The following is a 24,810-nucleotide window of genomic DNA, read 5'->3' as shown; positions in this document are numbered from 1 at the left end:
GAGAATTCGTCTCTAGGGTGCGATCGCATGACGACAGAGGTGGACCTCGATGTCCCACTGCGGATCGCCGATCTGCGCGCCGCCCGTGACCCGGTCAAAGTCGTGATCGGACCGCGGGTCCGGGACCGGGTCACGGCCGCCCGCACCTTCCTGTCCGCGGTGCTCGGTGACGACCGCGCGGTGTACGGCGCCACCACCGGCTTCGGCGCCCTGGTCGGGTACGCGGGCCGCGCCGACCTGCGCGACCAGGCCGACAACACGCTCACCCACCTCGGCGCGGGGCAGGGCGCGGACCTCGGTCCGGAGGTGGTGCGCGCGACCCTGCTGCTGCGGGCCGGGTCGCTGGCCCGCGGCGCGTCGGGAGTCTCCCCGCACGTGATCGACGCCCTCGCGGCGATGCTCGCGACCACGTTCGTCCCCGCGATGCCCCGGCTGGGTTCGGTCGGTGCCAGTGGCGACCTGATCCCGCTGGGCGCGGCCGCCCAGGCGTTACGGGGCCGCGGCCACGCCTATCTGGACGGGACGCGGATGCCGGCCGGCGAGGCGTTGAAGCTGGCCGGCCTGGAACCGCTGCCGTTGGACGGCCGGGACGCCCTCGCCCTGGTCAACGGGACGTCGCTGACCACCGCGGCGACAGCGCTGGCGCTGGACGCGGTCCGCGCCGCGCACCGGGCGGTCCAGGTGCTCACCTGCCTGCTCGCCGACCTGCTCGGCAGCGACACGCAGTTCCTCGACGCCCGGCTGCTGGGCGCGTACGGCCATCCGGGCGCGATCGACGTGGGCGCGCGGATGCGACGGGTCAGCGACGGCCTCGTCGCGTCCGGCGCGCGCCCGCTGCAGGAGCCGTACAGCATCCGGTGCACGCCCCAACTGCTCGGCGCGGCCGAGGACGCCCTGCGCTACGTCGACGCCGTCGTCGCGGCCGACCTCGCGAGCGTCACCGACAACCCGCTGTTCTTTCCCGACGACGACCTCGTGGTGCACGGCGGCAACTTCTTCGGCCAGCCGGCCGCGTTCGCCGCCGACGTGCTGTCGATGGTCGTGGCGCAGGTCGGCAACCTCGCCGAACGGCAACTCGACCTGCTCGTCGACCCGAACCGCAACGGCGGCCTGCCGCCGATGCTGGCCGCCGGCCCGGGACAGCAGCACGGGCTCCAGGGGGTGCAGCTGGCGGCGACCGCGCTGATCACCGAGATCCGGCGGGACACCATGCCCGCGAGCATGCAGAGCGTGCCGACCAACCTGCACAACCAGGACGTCGTCCCGCTCGGCACCCAGGCCGCGCTGCGGGCCCTGGACCAGGCCCGGCTGCTGCACCTCGTCGTCGGGTCGCTCGCGCTGGGGCTGCGCCAGGCCGCGTACGTGGGTGCGCGTACGCCGACCGCCTCCGGCTGCGCCGAGGCGCTGGCGGCGCTGGCGGCGGTCGTACCGCCGGTCGACCCGGACCGGCCGCTGGACGGTGACGTGCGGCGCGCGGCCGACGTGATCGCGGATTTCTCCGTTTCTCTTTCCTGAGGGTGGACGCACATGACGCTTGACTACCTGATCGTCGGGGCCGGACCGGCGGGCCTGCAACTCGCGGCTCTGCTGGAGGCCGACGGCAGACGCGACTATCTGGTCCTGGAACAGGCGGACATTCCGGGGGCGTTCTTCGCCACCTTTCCCCGCCACCGGCAACTGATCTCCATCAACAAGCCGCACACCGGCTCGGACGACCCGGAGCTGAACCTGCGGCTGGACTGGAACTCGCTGCTCAGCGACGACCCGGCGCTGCGATTCACCGGCTACACCGAGCGGTACTTCCCCGACGCCGACGTGATGGTCCGCTACCTGGCGGACTTCGCCGCGAAGACGGGGGCACGGGTCCGGTACGGCTGCCGCGTGACGTCGGTCGGCAAGGTCGACGGGGTGTTCGAGGTCCGGGCGGGGGAGGAGGTCTTCCGGGCGCGCCGGCTGATCGTCGCCACCGGCGTCTCCCGGCCGTACCGGCCGGAGATCCCCGGGCTGGAACTGGCCGAACAGTACGCGGAGATGTCCGTCGACCCGCGCGACTACCTCGACCAGAAGGTGCTGATCATCGGCAAGGGGAACTCCGCGTTCGAGACCGCGGACAGCCTGATGGAGACCACCACGCTGATCCACGTCGCCGGCCCGAGTTCGGTGCGGATGGCCTGGCGCACCCACTACGTGGGGCACCTGCGCGCGGTGAACAACAACTTCCTGGACACCTACCAGCTGAAGTCGGCGAACGCGATCCTCGACGGTGACGTCAAGCGCATCGAGCGCGACGGCACCGGATACAAGGTGACGTTCTCGTTCTCCCGCGCCGACGAGGTGGTCAAGGAGCTGTGGTACGACCGGGTGCTCGCCTGCACCGGGTTCGCCTTCGACGCGTCCGTCTTCGACGAAACCTGCCGTCCGGCGCTCGCGATCAGGGACCGCTTTCCGGCGCAGACCCCGGAGTGGGAGTCGGTGAACGTCCCCGGCCTGTACTTCGCCGGCACGATCAGCCAGGAACGGGACTTCAAGCGTTCGACAAGCGGCTTCATCCACGGCTTCCGGTACGCCGTACGGGCGCTGCACCGGATCCTGGAACGGCGGTACGGCGACACGCCGTGGCCGGCGGAGAAGCTGGACGCCACCGGCGAGTCGATCGCCGGCGCCGTCGTCGCGCGGGTCAACCGCACCTCTGCCCTGTGGCAGCAGTTCGGCTTCCTCGGCGACGTGGTCACGGTGGCCGGATCCGACGCGCGTTACCACGACGAGGTGCCGGTCGAGTACTTCACCCGCACCGGCCTGCGTACCCCTGACCACGACTACACGGACGCCTTCGTCGTCACCCTCGAGTACGGCCCCGACCACGACCGGGTGGACCCGTTCGACATCACCGTCAGCCGGGTCGCCCAGGACGTACCCGGCCAGGCCCACGACGCCGCCTACCTGCATCCGGTCGTCCGCCACCACCGGGCGGGCCAGGTCGTCGCCACCCACCACCTGGCGGAGAACCTGGAGAACCGATGGGACCGGCCGGAGACGCACGTGGCGCCGCTGGTCGCGTTCGTCGACTGCTGCCTGAGCCGAGTCGAGAGCTGAGATGCGCCCGTCGGAGGGCACGGCGCTGGACGGGCCGGCGCTGAACCTGGCCGAGCTCGCAGCCGACGCGCGGGGCCGCCTGGACCCGGTGTACTGGGACTTCTACTCCGGTGGAGCAGGCGAGGAACGCACGGTACGCGCCAACGAGGCCGCCTTCGCCCGGCGCTACGTGGTGCCCCGCGTCCTGCGCGGCGCGGGCCACCGCGACCTGCGGATCTCGCTGCTCGGCACGCGGATCTCGATGCCGGTGCTGATCGCGCCGACCGCGTTCCACCGGCTGGCCCACCCGGAGGGCGAGGTGGCCACCGCACGCGCCGCCACCGAGGCGGGCACGATCATGGTGGTCAGCATGGCGGCCACCCGGCCGGTCGAGGAGATCGCCGCCGAAGGCGGGCCGCTCTGGTTCCAGCTCTATCCGCAGGCGGACCTCGACTTCACCGCGTCGGTCGTGCGGCGGGCGGAGAGGGCCGGCTGCACCGCCCTGGTCGTCACCGTCGACTCGCCCGTGTTCGGGCGGCGGGAACGCGATCTGCGGCACGGCTTCGCCGACCTGCCGCCGGGGATGGCCTGCGAGAACATGCGCGACGCCAGCGGCCGGGTGCGCGACATCGGGATGGACGCCGGGCTGGACTGGGACCGGATCGCCTGGCTGCGCGAGGTCACCACGCTGCCGATCCTGCTGAAGGGGGTGCTGCATCCGGCGGACGCGGCGCTCGCCGTCTCGTACGGCGTCGACGGTCTGCTGGTCTCCAACCACGGAGGCCGGCAGCTCGACGGGGCGCTGGCCACCCTGGACGCGTTGCCCGCCGTGGTGGAGGCGGTGGGCGGGCGGCTGCCGGTGCTGCTGGACGGCGGCGTCCGCCGGGGGACCGACGTCCTGGTGGCGCTGGCGCTCGGGGCGACGGCGGTGCTCGTCGGCCGTCCGGTGCTGTGGGGCCTCGCGGTGGGCGGCGCCGCCGGGGTACGCCACGTGCTGGACCTGCTGCGCGCCGACCTCGACCGGGCGCTGGCGCTGGCCGGTGTCACCGGGCCGGCCGACCTGGGCGGGGACCTGGTCGCCACGGTGGCGTACGGATGAGCGTCCTGATCGTCCTGGCGGGGGTCGGCGTGGCGTGGACCCTGCCGTACTGGCTGCCCCGCACGGTGGTCCGGCTGCGGGAGTGGGTGTTCGTCACCGTCAACGGCGCCGAGGGCGTACCGGTGCCCGGCCCCACCGTCGGCATGGAGCACTTCGAGCGGGTGTACTCCGATCCGGCGGCGGACGGGCGCAGCCGGGGCGCCGGGCTGTCCGACCTGTTCTGGTACTGGCTGGCGCCCGGACCGCACATGCACCAGGAGCACCTGGAGCCGGGCGAGCGCTACCGGACCGTGGCCGCGACGACCCGGCGGGTGCTCGCGGTACGCCGCCGGCGCTGCGACGACCTCGCGACCGCCGCCACCCGGCGGGCGCTCGACCGGCTGCCGGCCGACCGGACCAGCCACGTCCGGCTGCGCGATCTGATGATGCCGGTCTGGGCCGAGGTCTACTACGAACTCGTCTTCGGCGAGACGTGCCCGGCGGACGCGCGGGCGCTGATCGTCGCCAACGCCGAGGACGTGGTGAACGGGCTGAAGTGCACCGGCCTGCGGCACATGCGGCGGCGCGAGCGGCTGACCGCGTATCTGCACGACCGGATCGAGGCGGGGACCTGCCCGGTGACGCTGCCGCCGCCGTTCACCACACAGGAGACGGCCTGGTATCTCCAGGGCGCCTTCTTCAACACCGCCATCGTGCAGATGTCCGAGGCGATGGCGCACGTGCTGCTCGCCCTCGCCACCCGTCCCGACCTGCAGCGGGGACTCGACGACGACGAGGCGCTGGACCGGGTGGTCGACGAGACGCTGCGGGTGCATCCGCTCTTCGGCGTCGCGCACCGGATCACGTCGGCGCCGATCACGCTGCCCACCGGCGTGTCCCTGCCCACCGGGACGGTACTGCTCTTCAACTACCTGGCGTTCCACCGCGGCGGAGCCGCCGCCGGCGACCTGTTCGACCCGGACCGGTGGTTGACGCTCAAGCGCGGCGACGCGCACTTCATCCCGTACGGCGTCACCGCCAACCGGGCCTGCCCGGCCCGCGGCGTGGCGCCGGTGATGATGCGCGCCGCGACCCGTGAGGTGCTGCGCCGGTACCTCCTGACCTCGTCGGCCTCACACACCCGGTCCCTGCCGAGCCGGGGCCCGGCGTATCTGACACCGGCCGGGCTCACCGGCCCGGGGCGGCTGCGGCTGGCCGCGATGCGGTCGCGGGACCGGTGGGCCGACGTGGGCCGCAGCCTCCGGCAACTGGTGTTCGGCACCTGGATGGTGGTCGACGCCCGCCGGCAGCGGTTGTGCACCGACTACTTCGAGAGGGCTGTCCGATGACACCAACGGAGCTGGCACCACGCTTCTTCATCGCGGTCACGGTGATCCTGATCTTCTGCAAAGGGGTCGCCTGGCTGCTCGGCAAGGCGGGCCAGCCCGCCGTGGTCAGCGAGATGCTCGCCGGCGTCCTCCTCGGCCCGTCGCTGCTCGGGCTCCTCCTGCCGGACGTGCAGAACGCCCTGTTCCCGGCCCCCCTGCTTCCGATCCTCTACGTCGTGGGTCAGGTCGGCCTGGTGCTGTTCATGTTCCAGGCCGGGTACGCGTTCAGCGCCCACCGGGTCACCGGGCTGGCCGGCACCGCCGGAGTGGTCTCCCTCGCCGGGGTCACCGCGCCGCTCCTGCTGGGGGTGCTGCTGGTCCTGGTGACGGCGGGCGCCGTGCCGATCCGGGCCGAGGGGACGTCACTCGGGGTCTCGGCCGCGTTCGTCGGCGTCGCCCTGGCCATCACCGCGTTCCCGATGCTGGCCCGGATCATCACCGAGAAAGGGCACGCCGGCACCCGGCACGGCACCCTTTCCCTGGCCAGCGGCGCGATCGACGACGTGGTCGCCTGGATCATGCTGGCCGCCGTGCTGGCTGTCGCGTCCGGCCGGGCCGGTCCCGCGATCGTCACCGCGGGCGGAGCGGTCCTGTTCGGGCTGGTGCTCTGGTTCGGCGGACGTACGGCCGCTGCCACGCTGATGACCCACCGTGCCCTCAACGACCGCGCCCGGCTGCTCGGCACCGTCGCGCTGCTGTTCCTGGTCGCCTGGTACACCGACGAGATCGGGTTGTACGCGGTCTTCGGCGCGTTCGCGGTCGGCGTGGTGATGCCCCGCACCGACAACACGGACAAGGTGGTGGACACGCTCACCCCGGTCGCCGCGACGCTGTTCCTGCCGCTGTTCTTCACCTACTCGGGCTTGCGCACGGAGTTCGGCCTGCTCGGTTCGCCGCCGGTGCTGTTGTTCGCGCTGGCCTGTGTGACGGCGGCGATCGCCGGCAAGTTCGGTGCCTGCTGGGCGGCGGCCCGGCTCCGGGGCGAGCCGTCGGGCGTCGCGCTGCGGGTCGGCGCGCTGATGAACGCCCGCGGCCTGATGCAGCTCATCGCGCTGAACGTGGGGCTGGAGGCGGGCATCGTGAGCCCGGCCCTGTTCACCGTGCTGGTCCTCGTCGCACTGGTCACCACGCTGATGACGACACCGGCACTGAGCTGGATCGAGCGCCGGGAGGCCCGGCAGCCCGAAACCGTCCGCACACCCGCGCTCGCGGTTTCAGATAGTTGAAGAAGCAAATAACGATGGTCTCATCGATCCACATCTATGGGATCGTTAACATATGCGGGGCGGAAGATCGAACCGGCTGCTGCTGGTCGAGGATGACGCGGATCTGACCGAGATGCTCACCGAGACGCTCGGCCATGAAGGTTACCTGGTCGACCAGGCCTTCGACGGCCAGCGCGGGCTGCATCTCGGCCTGACCCGCTCGTACGACGTGATGGTCATCGACCGGATGCTGCCGGCGCTCGACGGCCTGGACCTGGTCGCCCGGCTGCGGGCCCGGGCGGTCCCGTCCCGGACCCTGATGCTGACCGCGCTCGGCACGGTCGACGACCGGATCGCCGGGCTGGACGCGGGCGCCGACGACTACCTGGTCAAGCCCTTCGACCTCGACGAGTTGAGCGCCCGGGTCCGGGCGCTGTGCCGGCGCCGGCCCGAGCCGACGGACGTGCTGCGCATCGGGGCCGGACTGCTCGACCTCGCGCCACGCGAGGCGGTGCTGGCCGACGGCACCCGGGTGGCGCTGTCGACCCGCGAGTTCGAGCTGCTGCGGGTGCTGGCGGCCCGGCCGAGCACCGTGCATCCGCGCGCGGTGCTGCGCCGCAAGGTCTTCGAGGAGGCCGCCGCCGCGTCGATAGTGGACACCTACGTCTACTACCTCCGGCGCAAGCTCGGCCGCGCGGTGGTACGCACCGTGCACGGTCTCGGCTACCGGCTCGGAACCCTCTGATGGAGGCGGCCGAGCAGGCGATCGTCAGACGGGCCCGGCTACGGATCGGCCTTCTCGTCGGCCTGACCATCGGTGGCCTGCTGCTGCTGGCCGGCGGCATCTCGTACGCGGTCCTAGTCCGCGGCCAGGAGGCGCAGATCCATCGGGAGCTGGCGTGGGGTACCGAACACGGGACGGTCGCCGGCCCGCCCGCCTGCAGCTGGATCTTCCAGTACGACGGGACCACCGTCCGCACCGGCGCGAACCCGCCGCCACCGGGCTTCCCGATGCGCGACACACTGGACGCCGTGGCCACCACCCGGGCCACCGAGGTCACCACCGTCGCCCGCAACGGCACGACCTACCACGTACGCACCGAGGCGCGCGGCGACCACGTGGTCCAGGCGGTGTTCGACGCCCGGTTCCAGATGTCCGACCGCCGGCACCTCCTGCTCGCGTTTAGCCTCGCGGCGGCTGCCGGGCTGCTCGCCGCCGTGCTGACCGGTGTGCTCGTCGGCCGCCGGGCCGTCGCACCACTCGCGGAGGCGCTGACCCGGCAGCGCCGCTTCGTCGCGGACGCCAGCCACGAACTGCGTACGCCGATCGCCCAGGTGCACACCCGGGCCCAGCTGATCGCGCGGCGCGCGCGCCACGACGGCGCCCCCACGAACCTCGACGACCTGGAACGGCTGATCGGCACCACCCGCCGGCTCGGCGAGATCGTCGACGACCTGCTGCTCTCGGCCCGGCTCGCCGCCGCTCCCGCCGACCGGGAACCGGACCCGCCCGTCGACCTCACCACGCTGATCGGGACGACGGTCGCCGCCGAGAGCGACCGCGCCGCCGAACGGCAGGTCACCCTCACCCTGGACACACCCGGCGACCCGCTGCCGGTGCCGGGTGTCGAGTCGGCCCTGCGCCGGGTCGTCGGCGAACTGCTCGCGAACGCGCTTGCCCACACCCCCGCCGGAGGCCGGATCGACGTGACGCTCCGGGCCGACGGCGACGTCGCCGAGTTCGTGATCGCCGACACTGGGAAGGGTTTCGACCAGGCGGACGCCCGGCGGATCTTCGACCGGTTCCACAGGGGTGCGGGCGCCGGGGACCGACGCTTCGGCCTGGGACTGGCCCTGCTCCAGGAGGTCGTCACGAGCCACCACGGCACGATCGAGGCCGAGGGCAGCCCGGGGCGGGGAGCCCGCTTCACCGTACGTCTCCCGATGGGGCGATCGCCGAGCGTCCCGGGCAGGGCCGCGCGGATCAGGAACCTCCGGGTGTGGCAGCTCGGTGCCGGTACGTGAGCGCCGGACGGGACGAGATCGCCGCCGGCCCGGGCGATGCCTGGGCCGGCGGCGCAGGGTCAGATGCCGAGCGACCTCCGGGTGGCCCGCACCGTGTCGGACAGTTCCTCGTAGCAGTCGAATCCCCGCTCGATGCAGTCCATGTCGACCCCGCATTCGCGCTGTCGCGCGCGCAGCAGTGACTCGTCCGCCACGTACACCGGAAAGGTCAGGAAATCGACGTCGGGAACCCGTTCCCGGAGCATGCCGACCTCGTCCGGCCCGTCGTCCCGCAGCAGAAGCCAGCCGTTGAGGTCGTCGTGGACGACCGCGCCGGCGGCGATGCCCTTCGTCCAGCCGGTGAAGAGCGCGGCGAGACTGGTGGCGGCACGAGCCGAACCCCAGACGTCGGGGGTGAACTCGTAACGCCAGATCTCGCCCTCGTGGTCGCCGGCGAGCACGAACGTGTAGACCAGATCCTCGAAGTTGAACAACCGCACCTGGTGCCGCCACGGGAACGGCGTGCCGATCGAGATGGCCAGGCTGTCGAGTTCCTCGCCCCCGTCGGCCGGCCACGGCATGATCCAACCGCCGTTGGGGAGCAGCCGCCGGGGCGGCCAGTTCTGTGACTGGAACCAGGTCAGCTGCTCCGCGACGTGGTCCACGCCGAAAATGCGGTAGACCGAGCCGGGCGGCTGCCCGGCGGGCGCCTCGGCGTGCTCGGGCCAGTCGAGGCCGGCCGCGGTCGCCGCCGCACGGTACTCCGCGACGGCGTCACGCAGTACGCGCATGTCGTCGAGCATCAGGGAGCCGCCGCCGGCTTGGGGCTCATGCACATGCTGGCCCCGCCCTCACTGACCCGGAACCCGAAGCTCGGCCCGTTCGCCGCGACCCACGGCTTCACCGGCAGCACGATGAACCGCTCTCCGTCGGCGACCTCGCACTTGCGGAAGAACGCCGACATCTCGGTGCCCTGCGGGCTCGACTCCGACGGTGGAACCGGCTTCAGGGAAGCGCGCTCGCCCGACAGGTTCACCGCCTGGTTGGTCACCCAGAACGGGAACTCGTCGCACACGGTTCCCGGCGCGCGCCCGGTGCACTCGTTCGGCGTGAAATGGGTGTTGAACCACCGGCGTGGATAGCCGGCGTCGATGGCGGCCCGACCGCCCTGGCTGCGAGCCGGGTAGAACCACTGGGCCCGCGTCGGTGGCTGCGGATATCCACCGTCACCCATCGCCGTCACGATGTGGGTCCCGGTCTCCTTCATGGGCCGGAGGTCGTAGGACACGCCACCGGGGACGTAGACGGCGAAGCCGTTGTCGCAGCCGGCCGTACCCTGGGTGCCACGCTGGGCGGTGCACGCCGCATCGATGATCCGCTTGAGCCGGCCGTCCTCGGCGTTGGTCCAGGCGAAGGGAATGCCGTCCCGGTCGGCCACCAGCTTCGTCGTCTTGATCACCTCCGCGTAGATCTTCAAGCTGTTGTACCACTCGCCCTCGTCCGCGCCCCAGTTCTCGAACGTGTCGAAGTCGGTGTCGTGCCGGATCGGGTACTCGAGGATGCCGTGGATGCCGATCTGACCGGGGAAGAGGATCTCGAGCAGCGCCCAGAGCGCGAGTCCGACGCCGATGCCCGAGAGAGCGACGACGACCCAGGAGGTGCCGACGGCGGCAGCGGGCGCGACCGCGACGAGCCGGACGGCCTGCGCCGCAGGGGCCAGCACGAGCGTGCACGTGGTGGTGTTCTGGGCGCACCAGGTGATCGGCATCGTCGCGTTGCCCGGGTCGAACAGCGTCGAGACGCGACCGGGGGCCGGGGCCACCGAGGAGATCACCGGACCACGGCCGGGCGGCGCCGCCGAGAAGAGAAGCTGGGTGAGGCTGTCCGCGCACTTGACGAGCTTCTCCCCGGACGGCGGTAGGAAGGCGTCCAGGCAGCTGTCGTTCGAGACGGTGTAGCAGCCCGGGAACAGCTCCGTGCTGCCGGCCGGCACCGTGACACTGGTACGCGAGTCCGCAGCGAGGTAGAAGTCTCCGCCGCTCCCGGCGCACTGAGAGCCTTCGCTTGCCGCCTGCTGGGTGGCGGCGGGAGACACCTCGTCCGTATTGATCATGGTGGTGAAGTCGGCGGAGAGCTCACGGGCCACCGTGCGGTCGGCGCGTAGCGCCTCGACCCGGAACGTGTACGGCGTGTACTCCTCCAGGGGGCCGATCGGAAGGACGATGCTGTTCTCCGCCGTGCACGGGTTCGCCGGATCGCCGTCGGCGTCCTGGCAGAAGTGGGTCAGCGAGAACTCGTCGTACAACTGGCCGTCGAGGTAGGCGCGGTAGCTGCTCTCGGTCGCGGGGTCGGGCTGCCAGGTTGCTGTGGCGGCACCCTGCTCCGGGTCGAGGACCAGGTCGGCATCGGGATCCGGTGGTGGCGGGGCGGCGGCCGTCGTGAAGGACGCCGTGGCGCGGGTCGGGGACTTGTTGCCGGCCAGGTCGACGGCGACCACGGACACCGTGTGGTCGGTGGACGGCGACAGCCCGGTGATGGAGTACGACCGGGTGCCGATGGTGGTCCGGTGCGGGGTCCCGCCGTCGACGGTGACCTCGTACCCGGCAAGGCCGTAGTTGTCAGTGGCCTCGCCCCAGGTCGCCTTGGCCGAGGTCGCCGTGATCGCGCCGACGGTCAGGCCCGGGACGGCGCTCGGCGGGAGCAGGTCCACCACGGTGACGGACCGCAGGATCCGGGCGTAGCGTCCGGGTTCGCGCTCGGCACGGGCGCACACCTCGTTCTCGCCCAGTTCCGCCGGGCGAAGACTGGCGGTCCACGACGCCGACCAGTTCGACACCCCGGCCGGCGGCGGCCCGAGGGTGATGTCGGTGGTGGTCAGCCGGCCGATCGAGACGTCGACCATGGTGGCGTTCTTGTGCAGGAAGCCGTTGAGAGCGATCTTCCCGTGCTCGTCGACCGCGACCTCGGTCCCGGTCGTCGGCCCTTCGAGCCGGATGGAGGCGTGGTTGACGTCCTCCGGCACCGACGGGTCCGCGCACGCGGGAAGTTGCTCGGCCGGAGTCGCCTCGGCAGCCGGCTGGCTCACCAGGCCGACGGGGAGGATGAGCGAGACGGCGAGTGCCGTAGCTCGTATGAATCTGCTGAAATGCCTGTCGTGCCCATGGTTGGCCATGCCTACCCCCGTGTGAATGACGCCAATCAATGGTTGGGCGGACATTAGCAAGGCACGGTCCATCGTGGTGCCCCCTCGTCGCCCGGTCGCACCAGGTGACGTGGCCGGAGCGGGGGTCGCTAATCGGTTGCCCGTCCGGTGAGGGCTGCCTAGATTGCCGCTCATGCACGACATCGACGGGCGTGCCGGATGAGCAGCCGTCTCCGCGAGATCGCCCGGCAGACGGTCGCGATCGCCGAGTCGGGCCGCTACCGCAACACCGCCGGCGAGGACATCACGATCGAGGCGGCGGTACGCGCCGCGGTCGACGGCACCCGTGAGCACCTGCCGGACGAGGTCCTGCACGCCGACGGCGCGAAGCCCGGCGCCGGCGCCGTGGAGGTGACGTACGAGTCGACGTTGCAGGCCGCCCGCCGGCTCGGACCCGGCGCGGCGTGTCTGGTGTTCGCGTCGGCGAAGAACCCGGGTGGCGGGTTCCTGGGCGGCGCCACGGCGCAGGAGAAGAGCATCGCCCGCTCGTCGGCGCTGTACCCGTGTCTGCTCGCCGCCCCGGATTTCTACGCCTTCCACAGAGGGCAGCGGGACCTGCGCTACAGCGACCGGGTCGTCTGGTCCCCGGGCGTGCCGGTGTTCCGCGACGACAAGGGCAACCTGCTCGACCGGCCGTACACGACGTCCTTCCTGACCGCGGCGGCGCCGAACCTGGGCGCGATAGTGCGCAACCAGCCGGAGCACGCCGCGGACGTGCCGGCGGTGCTGGGCCGGCGGGCCCTGCGGGTGCTGGAGGTGGCGGCCGCGCACGGGCATCGGACACTGGTGCTGGGCGCGTGGGGGTGCGGGGTGTTCCGCAACGACCCGGCAGTGGTGGCCGGCGCGTTCGCCGACGCGCTCCGGGTGGTCGACCGGTTCGACCTCGTGGTGTTCGCCGTTCGCGACGGGCTGCCGGCGACACCGGTGTACCGCACCTTCGCGGAGCGTTTTCGGTAGGTTCGTCGCATGAGTGAGGACACGCTCCGGTCGGTGGAGATCGAGCGCACCAGCGTGGGCAGGTACGTCGTGCGCAACTCCCGGGGCGGTGAGCTGTCGATGGGTACGGGGGAGGACGCGACCTTCACGCCGGTGGAGTTGCTGCTGGCGGCGCTCGGCGGCTGCACCGCAGTCGACGTCGACCTGGTGACCAGCCGTCGTGCCGAACCGGCCCGGTTCGCCGTCACGGTGAGCGGTGACAAGATCCGTGACCCGGAAGCCGGCAACCGGATGCAGAACCTCACCGTCACCTTCGCTGTGGAGTTTCCGGCAGGTGCGGACGGTGACCGGGCCCGCGAGGTCCTGCCCCGATCGCTGCGGCAGTCACACGACCGGCTCTGCACCGTGTCCCGCACGGTGGAGCTGGGCACCCCCGTCACCATGGTGGACGCGAGCGACCCGGGCCCGGCCGAGTCGCGGTGACCGAGGAAAGTCCGACGCCGCCCGACCCGACCGGCGGGGTCTGTTAACGCTAACCACACACCAGCGCGGCGCTCCGGCATGCGCGGCCGTTCGACCCAAGAAGGCCATCCGGAAGGCTTCAGCCCCGCGCTCACCTTGACAGCCGTCTATGTTATCGAAAACATGACTGGTAACCCGGACGTAACGCCGCTGCCATGATCGCTCGCCCCGTCTCGTGATCCCGGGAGCGGAGGCGACCAAGCGCGGGAGGTTTCGGTGGCAGGGACCGCTCAGACGACGCGGACGGTAGCGGCGGTGTTCTCGGCGACAGTGGTACTCGGCGCGGGAGTGCTGGCCGGGGTGCCGCCCGCGTCGGCGGCGACGGTCGACACGACCGCGTCGTACGTGGTCGTGAACCGGCACAGCGGCAAGGCGATGGACCTGTACGACTGGTCGACCGCGGAGAACGCGCCGGTGAACCAGTGGACGCGCAACGACCTCGCGGTGCAGCAGTGGCAGTTCGTGGACGCCGGTGGCGGGTTCTACAAGGTGCGGTCGCGGCACAGCGGGAAGGTGCTGGAGTTGCCGAGCGGCACCGACGGCACCCAGCTCGTGCAGTCCACCGACCGGTCCTCGGCCACCCAGCAGTTCCGGTTGCAGGACTCCGCGGGTGGGTTCGTGCGGTTCGTGAACCGGCAGTGGAACAAGGTCGTCGACGTGTGGGGCTGGTCGACAGCCGACGGTGGGCGGCTGGCCGGTTACTCCGACCTGGACGGCGCCAACCAGCAGTGGCAGCTGATCCGGCTGGGCGCCGGGACACCCACCAGCCCGGCACCGACCACCCCGGCGCCGGCCTACCCGCAGCCCGGCCGGGTCACCGGCGACATCGGTGTCCACGACCCGACGGTGGTCAAACGGCCCGACGGCACGTACCTCGTCGCACACACCGGTGACGACATCGCGCTGAAGACCTCCGCCGACCGGATCGCCTTCCGCAACGCGGGCACCGTCTTTCCCGGTGGCGCGCCGTGGACCACCACGTACACCGGGGGAGCGCGCAACCTCTGGGCACCCGACCTGTCGTACCGCAACGGGCGCTACCACCTGTACTACTCGGCCTCGACCTTCGGCTCCAACCGCTCGGCGATCTTCCTGGCCACCAGCACCACCGGAGCCGCCGGCAGCTGGACCCACGAAGGGCTGGTCGTCGAGTCGCGGACCACCGACGACTTCAACGCCATCGACCCGAACCTCACCGTCGACGACCAGGGCCGCTGGTGGCTCACCTTCGGCTCGTTCTGGTCCGGCATCAAGATGATCCCGATCGACCCGGTCACCGGACGCCGGCTCGGCACCGCCGTGTACGCGCTCGCGAACTACGGCCCCGGCATCGAGGCGCCCGTCCTGGTCAAGCGCGGCGCCTGGTACTACCTGTACGTCTCGTTCGACAGATGCTGCCAGGGCGCCGCCAGCACGTACCGGATCATGGTCGGTCGCTCGGCGAGCCCGACCGGGCCGTTCGTGGACCGCGCCGGCCGGGACATGCTCGCCGGGGGCGGCACCCAGATCCTGGCCTCGCACGGCAGCGTGCACGGGCCCGGCCACCAGGCGGTCCTCGCCGACACCGACGGCGACGTCCTCTTCTACCACTACTACGCCGACAACGGCGCGTCGCTGCTCGGCGTCAACCGCATCGGCTACGACGCCGCCGCCTGGCCCTACGTCTACTGACCCGGCACCCGGACCACCCCGCCGCCGACCGTCGACCTGGCCCACCTGGGAGGGCACATGCCGATTCGACACCTGCTCCGCACGGCCCACCGCCGACGGGCCGGCGCGGCGCCCGCCGACGCCCCCGCCCGCCGACGCCTGCGGCCGATGCTGGCCAGCGCCCTTGCGGCGCTCGCCGTGACCGCCGGCCTGCCGGTGGCCGGACCCGCGCAGGCCGCACCGGCGGTGAACTACACCAACCCGCTGGTGAACCAGCGCGCCGACCCGCACATCGTCAGGCACACCGACGGCTACTACTACATGACCGCGACGGTGCCGGAGTACGACCGGATCGTGCTGCGGCGGGCCACCACGCTCCAAGGGCTGGCCTCCGCCACGGAGACGACGATCTGGCGCCGGCACACCAGCGGAGAGATGGGCGCCCACATCTGGGCCCCGGAGATCCACTTCATCAATGGCAGGTGGTACGTCTACTTCGCCGCCGGACGCACCGACGACGTGTGGCGGATCCGGATGTACGTGCTGGAGAACGCGAGCGCCAACCCGCTGACCGGCTCGTGGACCGAACGCGGCCGGATCACCACGCCGTGGGACACGTTCAGTCTGGACGCCTCGACGTTCGTGGTGAACGGGGTGCGGTACCTGACCTGGGCCCAGCAGGAGCCCGGCATCTCCACCAACTCCAACGTCTACCTCGCCCGTATGGGCGCCAACCCGTGGCAGATCACCGGCACGGTGGCCCGGCTGGTCGTCCCGGCGTACGACTGGGAGACCCGGGGTTACCGGGTGGCCGAGGGCCCGACGGTGATCCAGCGCAACGGCCGGGTCTTCCTCACCTACTCGGCGAGCGCCACCGACGCCAACTACTGCCTCGGCATGCTCACCGCGTCGGCCGGCGCGAACCTGCTCGACCCCGCCTCCTGGAGCAAGAGCCCGACCCCGGTGTTCGCCAGCAACGCCGCCACCGGCCAGTACGGCCCCGGGCACAACTCCTTCACCGTCTCCGAGGACGGGCAGAGCGACATCTTGGTCTACCACGACCGCAACTACCGGGACATCAGCGGCGACCCGCTCAACGACCCGAACCGGCGCACCCGGATTCAGAAGCTGTACTGGAACGCCGACGGCACCCCGAACTTCGGCATCCCCGTACCCGACGGGGCCACCCCGGTCCGGCTGCGCTCGCACGACCTGAGCACGAGCTACGTCCGGCACTACGACTACCGGGCCCGGGTCGAACCGAACGTCACCAACCTCGCCGACTCGCAGTTCCGCATCGTCCCCGGCCTCGCCGGCGGCGGATCGGTGTCGCTGGAGTCGACGAACTTCCCCGGCTACTACCTGCGGCACCGGGCCTTCGCCCTCTACGTCGAACGCGACGACGGCTCGGTCCTGTTCGACAACGACGCGAGCTTCCAGCGCCGTGCGGGCCTGGCCGCCGCCGAGGGGCTCTCCCTCGAATCGCAGAACTACAGCGGCCGGTACGTCCGCCACCGGGACGGACCGCTCCACCTCGAAACGGTGGGCACGAGTGCCGACCGGGCCGCGGCCACCTTCCACCTGGAGTAGGCGCCCCGACAACCGCTGCGCCGGACCCGGCGTACCCCTTTCTCGGAGGTCGAACGATGCTCAACCCCGCAGTGACGTCGCCGCCCGCACGCCGCCGGCGGGCCGGACTGGCGCTGGCCCTGGTGGCGGCGCTGGCCGCCGCGGTCGGCGTCGCCGTCGTGGCCGCGCCGCCGGCGCAGGCGGCCACCATCGACACCAGCGCCTGGTACGTGCTGGTCAACCGCAACAGCGGCAAGGTCCTCGACGTGCGGGACACCTCGACCGCCGACGGCGCGGCGATCCAGCAGTGGTCCCGCAACGACGGCGAGTGGCAGCAGTTCCAGTTCGTCTCCTCCGGCAGCGGTTACTACCGTCTGCGGGCCCGCCACAGCGGCAAGGTCGTCGACCTGTGGGAGTGGAACGTCGCGGACGGCGCGGAGTACCGGCAGTGGCCCGACCTCAACGGCACCAACCAGCAGTTCCAGGTCCTCGACTCGGACAGCGGCTACATCCGGCTGATCAACAGGCACTCCGGGAAGGCCCTGGAGGTCTGGGAGAGGTCGACCGCCGACGGCGCCCGAATCAGCCAGTACACCGATCTCAACGGCACTAACCAGCAGTGGCAGATGGTCCGGGTGGGCACCGGCGGCACGCCGACCACGCCGCCGCCGTCCACCGGATGCGGCAGCGGCTCCTACCAGGCCGAGGCCGTGCTGAACGGCGGCACCTGGACGGCCCGCAACGGATCGTCGACCGTGTACTCGGGCGGGGACATGCTCGCCGCGATGCAGGCAGCGGTGAACTCCCTGTCGGCGGGGCGGACCGCCAAGCAGCGGGTGGTGGTGCGCGGCTCCGGCTCGATGAGCGCGGGCTCGCGGCTGTCGCTGCCGTCGTACACGACGCTCGCGGTCTGCGGCACGATCAACGTGACCGGCTCGGGGTCGGGCGACTACGCGCCCGTCTACTCGCGGGGCACGACCGACGTCGAGGTGCAGAACCTGACCCTCACCGGTGCGCCGCTGTACGGGATCTTCATGCGCAACGTGAACAACCTGACGCTCGGGCAGATCGACATGCGGCTGTCCGGCGGTCTGGGGATCCGGATCGACAACCACGGCGGCGACCGGGCGGTCAAGGTGCGCAACGTGCGCATCGACACCGTGTACGTGTCGGGGACCGGCGCGCACGGCGTCGAGACGTACGGCGTGGACGGCCTGACCATCGGCACCGTCACCGCACGCAACACCGGTTACTCGGGTCTGCTGCTCAACGACACGATCAACGCCACCGTGGGCACCGTCGACGCGCAGGGCGCCGGCACCGGGACCGGGTACGCGGCGTTCCGGATGGCCAACCGCAACGGCCGGATCGGCAGCTCGTACCCGACGAACATCCGGGTCGGCACCGTCATCGCGTCCGGTGGCGGCCGGGGGATCTTCTGCGTGTCGGAGTCCGGCGGCGCGGTCATCGACCGCGTGACGATCTCCAACACCGGCAACAACTCGATCCTCGTGGAGAACTGCTACAACGTCACGATCGCCGGGGTGTCCGGCACGGTGACCGGCGGCGGCGAGGTGCGCATCGCCTCCCGGACCGAGTTCCCGATCTCCTCCGGCATCCGCTTCCAGAACCTGACGGTCACCAACACGAACATCACCCAGAGTCCCTGCGGCGGCGCGAACAACACGATCAGCAACGTCACCCGGATCAACTCCACGCTGAACTGGTGTTGAGCGCCGCAGGCACCCCCCGCACCACCCACCCACCCACCACCACCGTCCACCGGAGGAGTTCCCGTGACAACGGCTCTCACCACCCCCGAAAGGCGCCGGCGGCACCGCTGGCGGGCCCTGGTCGCCGCCGCCGGCGCCCTCGTCGTCGGCGGCGTCGGCGCGGTCGTCGCGTCGCCCTCGGCGCAGGCCGCCACGATTGACACCAACGCGTACTACGTGCTGGTCAACCGCAACAGCGGCAAGGTCCTCGACGTCCGGGACACCTCGACCGCCGACGGCGCGGTGATCCAGCAGTGGTCCCGCAACGACGGCGCCTGGCAGCAGTTCCGCTTCGTCAGCTCCGGCAGCGGCTACTACCGGCTGCAGAACCGCAACAGCGGCAAGGTCGTCGACCTGTGGGAATGGAACACCGCCGACGGCGCGGAGTTCCGGCAGTGGCCCGACCTCAACGCGACCAACCAGCAGTTCCAGGTCCTCGACTCGGACGGCGGCCATGTCCGCCTGATCAACAGGCACTCCAGCAAGGCGCTCGAGGTCTGGGAGTGGTCCACCGCCGACGGCGGCCGGATCTCCCAGTACGCCGACCTCAACGGGTGGAACCAGCAGTGGCAGCTCGTCCCGATCGGAGGTGGCAGCCCGGGGACGCCGCAGACCGGGCTGGTCGGCTGGGCCACCCAGAACGGTGGCACCACCGGCGGTGGCAACGCCGCCGTCACCACGGTTACCAGCGCGTCCGCCCTGTCCAGCGCGCTCGGGTCGTCCAGCGCCGCGGTCATCCGGGTGTCCGGCACGATCTCCTGCTCCGGCATGCTGCGGGTCCGCTCCAACAAGACGATCCTCGGCAACGCCGGCGCCACGATCTCCGGCTGCGGATTCACCGTCAACGGCGACCGCAACGTCATCGTCCGCAACCTGAACTTCCGCAACTGGAGCGATGACGCGATAAACGTCGAGCAGTCGGCCACCAACATCTGGATCGACCACAACAGCTTCACCAACGGGTACGACGGCGCTGTCGACATCAAGCGCGGCTCCGACTTCGTCACCGTGTCCTGGAACCGTGTCTACGGCCACGACAAGTCGATGCTGCTGGGCCACAGCGACGACAACGGCAGCCAGGACACCGGGCGCCTGCGGGTCACCTACCACCACAACTGGTTCGACGGCTCCAACCAGCGCCATCCACGGGTGCGCTTCGGCAACCCCGTCCACGTCTACAACAACCTCTACAGCAACGTCGGCGGCTACGGCGTGGCGTCGACGATGAACGCCGGGGTGCTCGTCGAGGGCAACTACTTCGAGAACACGGCCGACCCCTACCACCGTGGTGAGGGCTCGTCCGGTCCCGGTTCCCTGGTCGCCCGCAACAACTGCTTCGTCAACTCGGGGGCCGGGCAGACCGGCGGCAGCGTCGCCGGCATCCCGTACCCGTACACGCTGGACACCGCCTGCAACGTGAAGGCAGTCGTGACCGCGGGCGCCGGGGCGGGCCGGATCAGCGTCTGACCCCCGCACCCCACCGCGTCACCGGCCGGGCCGGCTCCGGAATCGAACCCGGGGCCGGCCCGGACGGGCCTCCGGCCGCGAAATCGGTGGTGGCGGTCGCGGCGGACGGGCAAGGTGGAACCGCACACCGGCGGCGAGCGCCGCCGTCACGACGAGGACCAGGAGAGACAATGCGAGCAGCTTCCACGCTTCGGACCCTTGCCCGTCCTACCGTGGAGCTCCGCCTTGGCCCTGTTGAACCTCGGAATCGTCGCCCATGTTGACGCCGGAAAGACCAGCCTGACCGAACGCCTGCTCTACGAGGCGGGCGCGGTGACCGAGCCGGGCAGTGTCGACGCCGGCACGACCCGGACCGACTCGATGGAGCTGGAACGCCGCCGTGGCATCACCATCCGGGCGGCCGTCACGTCGATCGCCATCGGCGACCTGAGCATCAACCTGCTGGACACCCCCGGCCACCCCGACTTCATCGCGGAGGTCGAGCGTTCCCTCGCCGTGCTCGACGCCGCCGTGCTCGTGGTGTCGAGCGTGGAAGGCGTCCAGCCGCAGACTGTCGCCATCTGGCGGGCACTGCGCCGCATCGGCGTACCGACTGTGTTCTTCTTCAACAAGGTCGACCGTGGCGGCGCCGACGTCGACCGGGTGACGGCCCAGGTGCGGCAGCGGCTCGGGGCCCGGCCGGTCCCGCTCACCACCGTTTCCGGCCAGGGCACACGCGAGGCGCGGGCGCGGGCCGTGGACCTGACCGCCGAGCCCGTGGTGGCGGAGGTGGCGGAGGTCGACGACGCGGTGGCGGCGCGCTGGCTGACCGACCGGCCGGTCCGGGTCCGCGACGTCCGGCGGGCGATCCGGCGCGCGGTGCGAGGCGCCGACCTGATCCCGGCCGTGTGCGGTTCGGCGATCACCGGCACCGGGGTACGGCAGTTGTGCGACGTCCTGGCCGACCTGCTGCCGTACGGCGACGCGCCGGACGGCCCGCCGTCGGGCACCGTCTTCGCCGTCGACCGGGACGGGCACGGCCGGCGCGTCTGGCTGCGGTTGTGGTCCGGGCGCCTGCGGGTACGGGACCGGGTACGGCTCGACGGCGGCCGCCCCGAGCCGGTGACCGAGATCGCCGTCATCGAGCCCACCGGCGTGCAGGTGCGCCCGTCGGTCTCCGGCGGCCAGATCGCGGCGGTACGCGGGGTGCCGGCCCGGATCGGCCAGCACATCGGCGACCCGCCCCGGCGGCACGGCTACCGGTTCCCGCCGCCGACCCGGCAGGCGGTCGTCGAACCGGTCGAACCGGAGCAGCGCCTGGCGATGTTCGCCGGGCTGGCCGAACTGGTCGACGAGGACCCGCTCGTGGACCTGCGCCTCGACGAGCAGCAGGCGGAGGCGGTGATCCGCCTGCACGGCGAGGTCCAGAAGGAGGTGCTGGCCGCCCTGATGGAGGACCGGTACGGCGTCCGGGTGCGGTTCTCCGGCACGCTCACCGCCTGCATCGAACGGGTCGCCGGCACCGGCACCGCGCAGGAGCGGGTCCGGGAGCGCGGCAACCCGTACCTGGCCGGGCTGGGGTTGCGCATCGAGGCCGCGCCGACCGGGCACGGCATCGAGTTCCGTCCCGGGATCGAGCCGGGACGGCTGCCGCCGGCCTTCGTCGCCGCCACCGAGGAGGGCGTACGGGCCGCGCTGCGGCAGGGCCGGCACGGCTGGCCGGTCACCGACTGCACCGTCACCATGACGGCCTCCCGGTACTGGCCCCGGCAGAGCAGGCCGCACCAGAAGTTCGACAAGTCGATCTCGACGGTGGCGGCGGACTTCCGCAACCTCGCCCCGGTCGTGGTCGCCGCCGCGCTGCGGCAGGCCGGTACTCGGGTGTGCCAGCCGATCGAGCGGTTCGACGTCAACCTGCCCCGGCACGCGGTGGAGACGGTGCTGGCGCTGCTCGGCCGGCTCGGCGCGGTCGTCCACGACACCGCCGTCGTCGGCGGCTACCTGGAGGTGAGCGGAACCCTGCCGTCCGCCCGGGTGCCGCGGGTCGTCGCCGCCCTGCCCGACCTCACCGGCGGCGAGGCGGTCCTGACCACCACCTTCGACCACTACGCGCCGGTCACCGGCGAGGAACCGCCGGCGCTGCCCCGGCGCGGACCGGACCCGGACGACCGGGAGGCGTGGTTCCGGGACGTACCCAGGTAGGTGCCGGCCGGGCGGCGACGGGCACGCTCCGGCGATAGGATCACCGCGCCCGCCGCCGCCCGCATCCGCTGGAGCCCCGCTGTCCCCGCAGCCGGCCACTCACCGCACCTCGCGAGTCCGCCGGGTGCTGGCAGTGGTGTGCCTGCTCGTCGTGGCCGGGCTGCCCGCCGGGTCGGCGACGGCAGGCGGCACCGGGCCGGGAACGCTGCGGGTGCTCCAGATGAACCTCTGCAACAGCGGCCGGGCCGGCTGTTACACCGGCCGGGCCGTCCCGCAGGCCGCCGACGTGATCGCCGCGGAACTGCCCGACGTGGTCACGCTCAACGAGATCTGCCGCGACGACGTGCCGACGCTGGAGCGTACGCTGCGGGCCGCCCGTGCCGGTGGCACGACGGTGTCCGCGTTCCAGGCCGCCGGTGACCGCCCCTCCGGCGGCCCCACCCGGTGCAACAACGGCGAGCCGTACGGGATCGGGTTGCTGGCCCGCCTCGACGCCCGCGACGCGCGGCCGTCGGTGCACCGGGGGACCTATCCGGCGCAGGACCTGAACGACCCCGAGGAGCGGGTCTGGCTCTGCGTCCGGGCCGACGGGCTGCACGCGTGCACGACGCACCTGGCGAACACCAGCGGCCCGGTGGCGCTGGCCCAGTGCGGGCAGTTGCTCGGCACCGTGGTGCCGGGGGTCCGGGGCGACGCCGTCGGCGCGCCGACCGTCCTCGGCGGTGACCTGAACCTGCGGGCCGGTGGCATGCCGGACGTGCGGTCGTGCGTGCCGGTGGGCTACCGGCGGATCGACGACGGCGGCCGCCAGCAGATCCTGGCGTCGAGCGGCGTGACGATCTGCTGCCGCCGCGCGGTGGACATGCGCGGGGCGACAGACCATCCGGCGCTGGTGGCGACCATGATCCGTTCGTGGCCGGTGCCGCCACCGGGACGGTACTGACCGAGGTCTCCGGACGCGCGGCGAAATTGGTCCGCGGTCCGTGCAACTTCGCGGGCGGGCGCAGCCGTTCTACCTCCGTCACGAGGAGGCAGTCGATTGAAAGCCGAAGACGAACAAGCGTTCCGCGAGTTCGTGACGTCACAGATGGCGTCCCTGCGCAAGCTGGCGTACATGACCTGCGGCGACTGGCACGCCGCGGAGGACGCCGTGGCCAACGCGCTGGTCAAGCTCTATCCACGCTGGCGGAAGCTGGAGCGGCCCGATCTCTACGTCAAGACCATGGTCTACCGGGCTGCGATCGACGAGACCCGCCGGCCCTGGCGGCGCGAGCGGTCGGCCGGCGACGCCGTGCCGGACGCCGCGGTACGGGACACGGCGGCGGTGACGGACGAGCGGATGCGCCTGTGGGCGGCGCTCGAATCCGTCCCGGCGGGGCAGCGGGCCGCCGTGGTGCTCCGGCACTACCTGGACCTGAGCCTGGAGGACACGGCCGCAGTGCTCGACTGCACGGTCGGCACGGCCAAGAGCCAGGTCTCCCGTGGGCTGGCGAAGCTGCGCGAGTCACTCGGCGGCGAACACCTCAATCTCACCGGCAGGCCGATGGAGGAGTGGACGAATGCAGTTGCGTGAACTGGTGGACGCCGTGACCGGCGACGAGCCGCCGATGGGCCGTACCGTCGACGACATCGTCGCGGCCGGGCGGCGCGCCGAGCGGCGCCGCCGGAACCGGTTCGCGACAGCCGGCGCGGCTGGCCTCGTCGCGGTGGCGGTCGCCTCCGCGATCACGGTGCCGGTCCTGGACGCGAGGCGCACCTCCTCGACGCTGTCCGAGGCGCCGCGTCCGGGCGTCAGCCCCTGGCCGGACGCCTCGCCGTTCACCTTCACCTTCACCGGGTACGACGCCGGCACGCTGCACGTGCAGGACCCGATCGTCGTGTCGACCGCGTACCAGATCGCCCCCGTCTACTCCGACCGGCACACCTCGAACGACAGGCCCGTCACCGCGGACGAGGCCGAGTCGATGCAGCAGGAGACGACGGCCGCCGGGGCGAAGCCGAGCCTCTGGGCCTACCTGACCGTCTACCGGCCCGGCGCCTTCGCCCCGGCCGCGATCAAGGGCGGGCGGAACGTCATGGTGGCCGGACGCAGGGCGGTGCAGGCGACGCTGCCGTACGCCCTCGACCCGACCCAGCCGCCGGAAAGGGGCAACAAGCTTTTCGCCTGGCAATACGCGAAAAACGCCTGGGCAGTCGTCACGGCGATCTCCGGCGACGAAGCGTCGCCGAGCTTCCGCGACCTGAGTGGCCTTGTCACGGGCCTGAAGCCGGCCGGGCCGACGCCGGCTCCGCTGCCGTTCACGGTGGGCTACCTGCCGCGGGGTTACGTGCCGCTCCAGGTGGGCACGCACGCCCTGCCCGGCCTGAGCGGCATCGCCACCGCCCGCGCCGGTGACTACGGCGGCGCGACGTACACCAGGCCGCCCCTGCCGACCTCGGGCCTGACCGCGCCGTTCGACTCGGTCGAGGGCGCGATCAGGGACGGGTTCCACATCTTCGTCACGCCGAGCACCAGCTCCAACCAGTCACCGGAGCCCGGTGCGACGAAGTGCTATCCGGGGGCGGCCCGCCGGGGCGGGTTCTGCAACATCTGGAGCGTCGACGGCAGTGTCGTCGTCCAGGTCAGCTCCGAGGGCGTCGGCGGCCGGCTGCCCCAGGCCGAGCTGCTGAAGATTGCCCAGGGGATCACCGTCGCCGACGACGTGCGGGACGAGTCGACCTGGACGCCCGCCGGGGACGCCCTGACCCCCTGACCGCCGGAACG

19 protein-coding genes are annotated in these 24,810 nt (G+C 71.9%); 17 read left to right on the top strand and 2 right to left on the bottom strand.

Features of this window, described 5'->3' with window-relative positions; all coding sequences use genetic code 11:
- The first annotated feature begins 27 nt into the window (after nt 1-27).
- The 7 genes from O7607_RS29895 to O7607_RS29865 are packed head-to-tail and all read left to right on the top strand — an operon-like array spanning nt 28 to nt 8,768.
- Nucleotides 28-1,515, top strand: coding sequence for an HAL/PAL/TAL family ammonia-lyase (locus O7607_RS29895; RefSeq protein WP_269706796.1), 1,488 nt, complete (start codon nt 28-30; stop codon nt 1,513-1,515).
- A 12-nt stretch (nt 1,516-1,527) separates the two neighbouring features.
- Nucleotides 1,528-3,093 carry an NAD(P)-binding domain-containing protein gene (locus O7607_RS29890; protein ID WP_269706795.1) on the top strand — a complete coding sequence of 522 codons (1,566 nt, stop codon included), beginning with the start codon at nt 1,528-1,530 and terminating at the stop codon, nt 3,091-3,093.
- A gap of 1 nt (nt 3,094) precedes the next feature.
- Nucleotides 3,095-4,171, top strand: coding sequence for an alpha-hydroxy acid oxidase (locus tag O7607_RS29885; protein WP_269706794.1), 1,077 nt, complete (start codon nt 3,095-3,097; stop codon nt 4,169-4,171).
- A complete protein-coding gene (locus O7607_RS29880; protein WP_269706793.1) occupies nt 4,168-5,499 on the top strand; it encodes a cytochrome P450 in 1,332 nt (443 codons plus the stop codon). The genes O7607_RS29885 and O7607_RS29880 overlap by 4 nt, the downstream gene beginning before the upstream one ends.
- Nucleotides 5,496-6,764: a cation:proton antiporter gene (locus tag O7607_RS29875; protein ID WP_269706792.1), complete on the top strand. Its 1,269-nt coding sequence runs from the start codon at nt 5,496-5,498 to the stop codon at nt 6,762-6,764. The genes O7607_RS29880 and O7607_RS29875 overlap by 4 nt, the downstream gene beginning before the upstream one ends.
- 52 nt (nt 6,765-6,816) lie before the next feature.
- Nucleotides 6,817-7,488: a response regulator transcription factor gene (locus O7607_RS29870; protein WP_269706790.1), complete on the top strand. Its 672-nt coding sequence runs from the start codon at nt 6,817-6,819 to the stop codon at nt 7,486-7,488.
- Complete coding sequence (locus O7607_RS29865; protein ID WP_269706789.1) at nt 7,488-8,768, top strand: sensor histidine kinase; 1,281 nt, start codon at nt 7,488-7,490, stop codon at nt 8,766-8,768. The genes O7607_RS29870 and O7607_RS29865 overlap by 1 nt, the downstream gene beginning before the upstream one ends.
- 59 nt (nt 8,769-8,827) lie before the next feature.
- On the opposite strand, the gene O7607_RS29860 is transcribed toward O7607_RS29865, so the two are convergent.
- Both O7607_RS29860 and O7607_RS29855 read right to left on the bottom strand, forming a co-directional pair.
- Nucleotides 8,828-9,538 carry a hypothetical protein gene (locus O7607_RS29860; RefSeq protein ID WP_269706788.1) on the bottom strand — a complete coding sequence of 237 codons (711 nt, stop codon included), beginning with the start codon at nt 9,536-9,538 and terminating at the stop codon, nt 8,828-8,830.
- A gap of 11 nt (nt 9,539-9,549) precedes the next feature.
- Nucleotides 9,550-11,832, bottom strand: a complete 2,283-nt coding sequence (locus O7607_RS29855; RefSeq protein ID WP_269706787.1) for a fibronectin type III domain-containing protein — start codon at nt 11,830-11,832, stop codon at nt 9,550-9,552.
- Between the two features lie 276 nt (nt 11,833-12,108).
- Between O7607_RS29855 and O7607_RS29850 the strand changes: the two genes are divergently transcribed.
- From O7607_RS29850 to O7607_RS29805, 10 genes are all read left to right on the top strand, one after another.
- Complete coding sequence (locus O7607_RS29850) at nt 12,109-12,906, top strand: TIGR02452 family protein (RefSeq protein ID WP_269706786.1); 798 nt, start codon at nt 12,109-12,111, stop codon at nt 12,904-12,906.
- Nucleotides 12,907-12,915: 9 nt separating this feature from the next.
- Entirely contained in the window at nt 12,916-13,368 is a 453-nt protein-coding gene (locus O7607_RS29845) for an OsmC family protein (protein WP_269706785.1), read from the top strand.
- Nucleotides 13,369-13,623: 255 nt separating this feature from the next.
- Complete coding sequence (locus tag O7607_RS29840) at nt 13,624-15,078, top strand: family 43 glycosylhydrolase (protein WP_269706784.1); 1,455 nt, start codon at nt 13,624-13,626, stop codon at nt 15,076-15,078.
- A 57-nt stretch (nt 15,079-15,135) separates the two neighbouring features.
- Nucleotides 15,136-16,647 carry a family 43 glycosylhydrolase gene (locus O7607_RS29835; protein WP_269706783.1) on the top strand — a complete coding sequence of 504 codons (1,512 nt, stop codon included), beginning with the start codon at nt 15,136-15,138 and terminating at the stop codon, nt 16,645-16,647.
- A gap of 56 nt (nt 16,648-16,703) precedes the next feature.
- Nucleotides 16,704-18,359 carry an RICIN domain-containing protein gene (locus O7607_RS29830; RefSeq protein ID WP_269706782.1) on the top strand — a complete coding sequence of 552 codons (1,656 nt, stop codon included), beginning with the start codon at nt 16,704-16,706 and terminating at the stop codon, nt 18,357-18,359.
- 63 nt (nt 18,360-18,422) lie between these two features.
- On the top strand, nt 18,423-19,865 hold the full coding sequence (locus O7607_RS29825; RefSeq protein ID WP_433495820.1) for a pectate lyase family protein: 1,443 nt from the start codon (nt 18,423-18,425) through the stop codon (nt 19,863-19,865).
- Nucleotides 19,866-20,090: 225 nt separating this feature from the next.
- Nucleotides 20,091-22,046, top strand: coding sequence for an elongation factor G (locus tag O7607_RS29820; protein ID WP_269706781.1), 1,956 nt, complete (start codon nt 20,091-20,093; stop codon nt 22,044-22,046).
- 124 nt (nt 22,047-22,170) lie between these two features.
- Entirely contained in the window at nt 22,171-22,989 is an 819-nt protein-coding gene (locus O7607_RS29815) for an endonuclease/exonuclease/phosphatase family protein (RefSeq protein ID WP_269706780.1), read from the top strand.
- 96 nt (nt 22,990-23,085) lie between these two features.
- The gene (locus tag O7607_RS29810) at nt 23,086-23,619 is read left to right on the top strand and encodes a SigE family RNA polymerase sigma factor (RefSeq protein ID WP_120570384.1); all 534 of its coding nucleotides are present in this window, start codon (nt 23,086-23,088) and stop codon (nt 23,617-23,619) included.
- Nucleotides 23,606-24,799, top strand: a complete 1,194-nt coding sequence (locus tag O7607_RS29805) for a hypothetical protein (RefSeq protein ID WP_269706779.1) — start codon at nt 23,606-23,608, stop codon at nt 24,797-24,799. Before O7607_RS29810 ends, O7607_RS29805 begins: the two co-directional genes overlap by 14 nt.
- The last annotated feature ends 11 nt before the right edge of the window (nt 24,800-24,810 follow it).

The sequence above is a fragment of the Micromonospora sp. WMMA1949 genome (assembly GCF_027460145.1).
In the GTDB taxonomy this organism is placed as follows: Bacteria; Actinomycetota; Actinomycetes; order Mycobacteriales; family Micromonosporaceae; genus Micromonospora.
The sequence above is the reverse complement of the archived record's forward strand: the minus strand, read 5'-3'. Positions and strand labels throughout refer to the sequence as shown.